4 protein-coding genes are annotated in these 6,888 nt (G+C 30.1%); 3 read left to right on the plus strand and 1 reads right to left on the minus strand.

The window, feature by feature from the left end:
• The first annotated feature begins 66 nt into the window (after window positions 1-66).
• The 3 genes from Q0F58_RS04880 to Q0F58_RS04890 all read left to right on the plus strand — a co-directional run bounded on the left by Q0F58_RS04880 (window position 67) and on the right by Q0F58_RS04890 (window position 5,661).
• Window positions 67-2,427 (plus strand): U32 family peptidase, encoded by a 2,361-nt coding sequence (locus tag Q0F58_RS04880; RefSeq protein WP_294373193.1) that lies wholly within the window; start codon window positions 67-69, stop codon window positions 2,425-2,427.
• Between the two features lie 49 nt (window positions 2,428-2,476).
• A complete protein-coding gene (locus tag Q0F58_RS04885; protein WP_294373195.1) occupies window positions 2,477-4,837 on the plus strand; it encodes an endonuclease MutS2 in 2,361 nt (786 codons plus the stop codon).
• 101 nt (window positions 4,838-4,938) lie between these two features.
• Entirely contained in the window at window positions 4,939-5,661 is a 723-nt protein-coding gene (locus Q0F58_RS04890) for a DUF523 domain-containing protein (protein ID WP_294373202.1), read from the plus strand.
• 156 nt (window positions 5,662-5,817) lie between these two features.
• Here the strand turns inward: Q0F58_RS04890 and Q0F58_RS04895 are convergent, their stop codons facing one another.
• Complete coding sequence (locus Q0F58_RS04895) at window positions 5,818-6,735, minus strand: class I SAM-dependent methyltransferase (protein WP_294373197.1); 918 nt, start codon at window positions 6,733-6,735, stop codon at window positions 5,818-5,820.
• Between the last annotated feature and the right edge of the window lie 153 nt (window positions 6,736-6,888).

Raw genomic sequence — 6,888 nt, forward strand, 5'->3', positions numbered from 1 at the left:
AAAGTTTATAAACAAGGATGAATAAAAATACTTTATTTAAAAGTATTTTAGGAGGATACAAAAAGTATGAAAAATATAGAATTACTTGCTCCGGCTGGAAGTATGGAAAGCCTTGTGGCGGCAATAAACAATGGAGCTGATGCTATATATCTTGGAGGCAGTAAATTTTCAGCAAGAGCATATGCTTCAAATTTTGATAATGAAACTATGATGAAAGCTGTTGATTATGCTCACAGTTATGGCGTAAAAGTTTATGTTACAATGAATACCCTCTTAAAAGAAAATGAATTGAGAGAGGCATTAAAATATTCAGGATATTTATATGAGATAGGTGTAGATGCTCTTATAATTCAAGATACAGGATTGATAAATCTTATTCAGAAGGTATATCCTGATTTTGAATTACATGCTTCAACTCAGATGACAGTTCATAATGGTGAAGGGGCTTTATATTTTACAGAAAAAGGACTTAAAAGGATTGTATTATCAAGAGAATTGTCTTTAGATGAAATAAAGTATATATCAAAAGATCTTGGAATAGAAACTGAAATATTTGTTCATGGTGCATTGTGTGTATGCTATTCAGGCCAATGTCTTATGAGTTCTATGATTGGAGGAAGAAGTGGAAACAGAGGAAGATGTGCACAGAGCTGCAGAATGCAGTATACATTAAAGGGTGAAAATTCTGGTGAAAGGAAAGGTTATCTTCTAAGTCCTAAAGACACATGTCTCATTGATGATGTAGATTCAATAATAGATAGTGGAACTTCTTCATTAAAAGTTGAAGGAAGAATGAAAAAGCCTGAATATGTTGCTGGTGTTACACGAAATTATAGAAAAGCAATAGATAAAATTGAAAAGAATACTAAATTTGATTTAAACAAAGGAAAAAATGAACTTACACAGCTATTTAATAGACAGGGATTTGCAAAAGCATATCTTTATAAAAATACAGGGAAAGATATGATGAGCTTTAACTATGCAAAAAATACAGGAGTTTTTATAGGTAAGGTACAGGATAACGGTGAGATTATATTGGAATCTCATGTGGCATTAGGTGATGGAATAAGATTTGATGATGATGGATTTACTTTAAGCAAAATAATATTAAAAGGAAAAGAAGTAAAGGAAGCTAATAAGGGAGAAAGAGTTAAACTTTTTCCATGTGGTGGATATAAAAAAGGATTTAGATTATTTAAAATGTCTGATAAAAAGCTTTTTGATGAACTTCATGATTATATAAAGCCATATAAGAGAAAACTTCTTCTTACGGGAGAAGTTGAATTTAAAGTAAATGCACCTATAATATTAAAAACTATATTTAATGGAAAAGAATATAAGGTTTATGGAGATGTTATAGAAGAAGCTTCAAATAAGCCATTAAGCAGGGAAAGAGTAGAAGAGTCATTAAAGAAGTCAGGAGAAGTACCGTATAAATTTGAAAATATAATATTTAATGTTTTTGATGAAGGATTTATAAGAATTGCTTCGCTGAATAATTTGAGGAGAGAATTATTTGAAAATATTCTTAAAGACTCCATAAAATCTTATAGAAGAAAAAGAAATATGGAAGAAGAATATTTGATTCCAGCTAAATATGATAAAAAAATTGGATATATATATAGCTGTATTACAAAAGATCAGCTTAAGGCTCTTATTGAAGATGATAATGTGGAAAATATTGCATTAAATATATTTTACAGTAGAATGAAAGGATCTTTAAATAAGGGAGATGTAAAAGAATTAAAAGAAAGATACTCAAACAAAAATGTATATTTAAGACTTCCGGAAATAATAAAACAGGAATTTGATTTGATTACCAAAATAATTGATGAATTAGCGCCATTTATTAAAGGTATTATAACATCTAATGCAGGCATAATAAGAAAATATAAAGATTCTATGTTTATATTAGGTGATTACAAGCTTAATATATTCAACAGTGAAGGAGCACAATTCTACAGTAAAGATATTGATATACCATTTTTAAGTTTGGAACTTAATAGAAAAGAAATCAAGGAAGTAATGAAAAATATTACTTGTCAGGTTGGAGTAAATATATATGGAAAGGCAGAGCTTATGGTAAGTGAATATTGCCCAGTGGGAAGTACATTTGGAAATAAAAGTTCTAAAAAAGAATGTAGTATGCCATGTATGAAGGATGAATTTACTTTAATAGACAGAATGAATGAAAAATTCAGAGTTTTATGTGATAATAATTGTAGAAGTCATATATTGAATTCACTTCCTATAAATCTTATAGAAGAATCGGAAGAAATGAAGAATTTCAATATTGAGAATTTTAGAGTGGATTTTTTAGATGAAACTTATGAAGAGGTTAAAGATGTTTTACTTCAGATAAGTTCTGGCAGAAAAAATGAAAATAAGATGTATACAAAAGGCCATTATAAAAGAGGTGTGGAGTAGCATAAGTTAATAACTGATGGCTTTTAACTGTATAAGCAGAGGTGTTTTTATGAATGAAAAGAGTTTAAGAATATTAGAATTTAATAAAATAAAAGAAAAGATACAGAAATATGCACGTACAAATGCAGGAAAGCAAAAGATAGCTGAACTTATGCCTTATGACAATGTTTATGAGATAAATAACAAACTTGATGAGACGAATGAAGCTTTGGAAGTTCTTCTCGATAAAGGAAATCCTCCATTAGAAGGATTATTTGATATACATGAAGGAATAGAGAGAGCAAGAAAAGGCGGAACTTTAACTCCAGGACAGCTTCTTAAAATAGGAAGTACACTTAGAGCAGCAAGGAATATGAAGGAATTCTTTAAAAGAGAAGAATTTGAAAAATCTTATGAAAAACTTGAAGATTTAGCATATATACTGACTCCTGTAAAGACCCTTGAAGACAGTATTGACAGGGCTATAGTTTCTGAAGAAGAAATAAGTGATAAGGCAAGTGCTACATTACATAACATAAGAAGAAGCCTTAAAGAAAAAAATTCTTCAGTAAGGGAAAAAGTAAGTTCAATAGTAAGAAGTAATTCAAAATATCTTCAAGATGATTTATATACTATGAGAGGTGACAGATATGTTATTCCTGTTAAATCTGAGTATAAGAGTGCTGTTCCAGGAATAGTACATGATCAGAGTTCAACTGGTGCTACATTCTTTATAGAGCCAATGAGTATTGTAAATCTGAACAATGAAATAAGAGAACTTGCGTTGAAAGAAAAAGCAGAGATTGAACGAATATTAACTGAACTTTCATTAAAGGTAAAAGATAATTCTGATCAATGTCTAAGTAATTTTAAAATGCTTGCTGAATTTGATTTTATATTTGCAAAAGCTAAGTATGGAGAAAGATTAAATGCAGTAAGACCAATTATAAAAGAAGATGGAACATTTCATATTTATAGTGGAAGACATCCTATGATTGAATCAGATAAAGTTGTTCCATCAGATGTATATATTGGAGAAGAATTTGATACACTGATGATTACAGGACCTAATACTGGTGGTAAAACTGTAACCATAAAGATGGTAGGGCTTCTTCATATTATGGGGCTGAGCGGACTTTTAATACCTGCAAGAGATAATTCATCTTTAGCATTCTTCACTGAAGTTTTTGCTGAAATAGGTGATGAACAGAGTATTGAACAGAGTTTGTCAACATTTTCATCACATATGACGAATATAGTTGAAATAATGAGATATGTAGATAATCAGTCTTTAGTATTATTTGATGAAATTGGTTCTGGAACAGATCCTGCTGAAGGTGCTGCACTTGCAATGTCAGTAATAGAAACATTGAGAAAGAGAAATGCAAGAATAATAGCAACAACACACTACAGTGAATTAAAAGCATATGCATTAAAAACTGATGGCGTTGAAAATGCATCTGTTGAATTTGATATAGAAACTTTAAGACCTACATATAGACTCCTTATTGGAGTTCCAGGTAAATCTAATGCTTTTGAAATTTCAAAAAGGCTTGGTCTTGCTGAAGGTGTAATAAAGAGAGCTAAAACGTATATGTCTGAAGAAAATCTTCAATTTGAAAATCTTATAAGGGATCTGCAAGAAAAAAGTATAGTTGCCAAGAAAGAAGCAAGGGAAGCTGCAATGCTGAAAAAAGAAGCAGAAGAGCTTAAGATAAAGTATGAAGATAAACTTCAAAAGTTAGAAAAGGCAAGAGATAAGGCATATATGGATGCAAGACAAGAAGCTAAAGAAATAATAGCTGATGCAAAGGAAGAAGCTGATGAAATATTAAAAGCTATGAGAGCTTTAGAAAAAATGGGGATTGAAGGTGGAGGAAGAGCAAGGCTTGAAGAAGAGCGTAAAAAGCTTAAAGATAGTCTTGAACAGAAAGAAAAAGGCCTTCACAAAATGAAGGAAAGCGAAGGAGAGCCAATAACAAATGTAAGTCTTGGAATGGAAGCATTTTTGCCATCATTAAATCAGACAGTAGTGATAGTTTCTATGCCAGACAATAAAGGTGATGTTCAAGTTGAAGCAGGAATTATGAAAATAAATGTAAAACTTAAAGACTTACGAAAGACAAAGGTTACTAAAGTAGAAAAAGCTAAAAGAAAGAGAGAAGTAAAACTTAATTTAAGCAACATAGAATCAAGAGTTGATTTAAGGGGATTGGATTCAGAAGAAGCATGCTATAAGACAGATAAATATCTTGATGATGCATATAGAGCTAACCTAGGAGAAGTTACTATAGTTCATGGTAAAGGAACAGGTGTATTAAGAAATGCAATAACAGCAATGCTTAAGAGGCATCCACATGTTAAATCATTCAGACTTGGGGTTTACGGTGAAGGTGGAGATGGAGTAACAGTTGTAGAACTTAAAGCATAAGGATGATAAAATTATCTAATAATTAAAGAAATCTTGAAAAGATTTCATCCTTAATTGTCCATTGGCCATTGTCAATTAGAATGTATAAGGAGGAGGTCAAAATATTTATTATCAGTGCATGTTTGTGTGGAGTAAATTGTAAATATAGCGGAAAAAATAATTTAAATGAAAAATGTATGAAGATGTTTCAAGAAGGAAAAGCAATACTTGTATGCCCTGAACAACTTGGAGGATTACCAACACCAAGGAATCCCGTTGAATTGGATTCATGCGCAAAAGAGGTTATTGAAAATGAAGGAAAAGCAATTGATAAGTTAGGAAATGATGTTACTAAACAATTCCTAGACGGAGCATATGAAACTTTAAGGATAGCCAAGGAAGCAGGTATAAATAAAGCTATACTTAAAGAAGGAAGTCCTTCTTGTGGCTGTAATTTTGTTTATGATGGAAGTTTTTCTGGTAATAAAATCAAGGGAAAAGGAATAACAGCTTATATTCTTGAACAGGAAGGGATAAGTGTTATTTCAGATGAAGATTTAGATGAAAGTGATAATAAGCTGGTATATTTAAATGGATACAACAGAGAAAAGGCTAAGAAAATTAAATTATTTAAAGAAGATGATGAAAATGAAGATGCTGAATATTTTAATCTGACAGAAAATTTAGCTGATATGTCTGATCTTCCAGAAAGCGTTGAAATAAATGTGAAAAGATTGATGATTTCTCTTGCCAAAGATCTCATGGGATTTGAGGAAAATGATGAAATAGCAGAAGCAACAGGATTGACTATTGAAGAGGTTGAAAAAATATTAGAAAAAATGTAATGTTAATTTAAAGATATAAGAAAAGATTATGTTTGTGAAAGTAAAAACATAATCTTTTCTGTTTTTTATAAATTACTGTGGTGCTTATGTTCTATAACAGGGAGATAGAAAAAACTACACTTTCTCATTGTTTAAACTTCTTATATTAAAATAATATTAATGTCTTACAGCTAAACAATAATTAACATTATCAAATGCGCTCATATAGTGCGTGGGATTTGCTTTGTTATATTCTTCAAAGTATTGTTTAGTAATTTGATCTGGAGTTAAATGTTCATATGTTGAAAAACCACATCTGGAAAGTAATTTTTTTATTTCATCATAAGAATAACCTGCAAGCATTTTTTCTTTTGCTTCATTTGCAAGCATTACTTGTTTTTTGGTTTTTTCAGCTACTTTCTCAGTATAAGTCACATCATCAGGATAGTCAAATACAAGTGAACTACCTTCTGGTATAATTTCTCCTATTGTTCCAATCAATCTTTCAAAATCTGTCTTTGAAAGATAGTAAGATAGTCCAAGCAAACTGCAAAAACTAATCTTAGTACTATCAAATTTCTTATTTTTACTTACTGCTTCACTCCATTTTTCTTGTGTAAAATCAGCATCTACATAATTAACATTGTCTGGTATCTCTATATTTGCTTTTTTTAGTCGTTCCATCTTATCATTTGCAGTTACTGGATGATCAATTTCAAAAATTTCTATTTCTTTTGCCCATTCAGGTTGACGATACGCAAAACTGTCATATCCTGCAGCAAAAATCAGATATTGCTTCACTTTACTGACACATACAGCATTTTTAAGCATTATTTCTGTATATGCTGCCCTGCCAAGTGGTGATGATGCTAATTGGTTATCTACAATCCATCGTAAAGCTTCATTTTTATTTCCAACAAAGTTAGGATTAAAGAATTTTATTCCATTGGACATATTTTCTCCTATCTCATTATATTCTTCCTTTGATAATAATAATTCTGCAATAGTGTCATCAAAAATTTTTACTTTATTCTCTTTAGAATGATATGCTCTTGAAAATGCACATATAAGTGCGGTCATAAATTTTTTCTCCATAAAATAAATCACCTCTATTAATTAATACATTATTATTGATATAACTACAATACTTAACTTTTTTAGTATTTTATGGTAATATAAATATATAATTTAAAGAAAAAATTTTGTATAATCTAATATTTCATTAATATTCATTTCTTCAATATTCAT

The sequence above is a fragment of the uncultured Clostridium sp. genome (assembly GCF_934754915.1).
Lineage (GTDB): Bacteria > Bacillota > Clostridia > Clostridiales > Clostridiaceae > Clostridium.

What these genes read in the sequence shown, in the direction of transcription:
- Q0F58_RS04885 (WP_294373195.1), top strand. Translation starts at nt 2,477, where the DNA reads ATGAATGAAAAGAGTTTAAGAATATTAGAATTTAATAAAATAAAAGAA.
- Q0F58_RS04880 (WP_294373193.1), top strand. Translation starts at nt 67, where the DNA reads ATGAAAAATATAGAATTACTTGCTCCGGCTGGAAGTATGGAAAGCCTT.
- Q0F58_RS04895 (WP_294373197.1), bottom strand. Translation starts at nt 6,735, where the DNA reads ATGGAGAAAAAATTTATGACCGCACTTATATGTGCATTTTCAAGAGCA.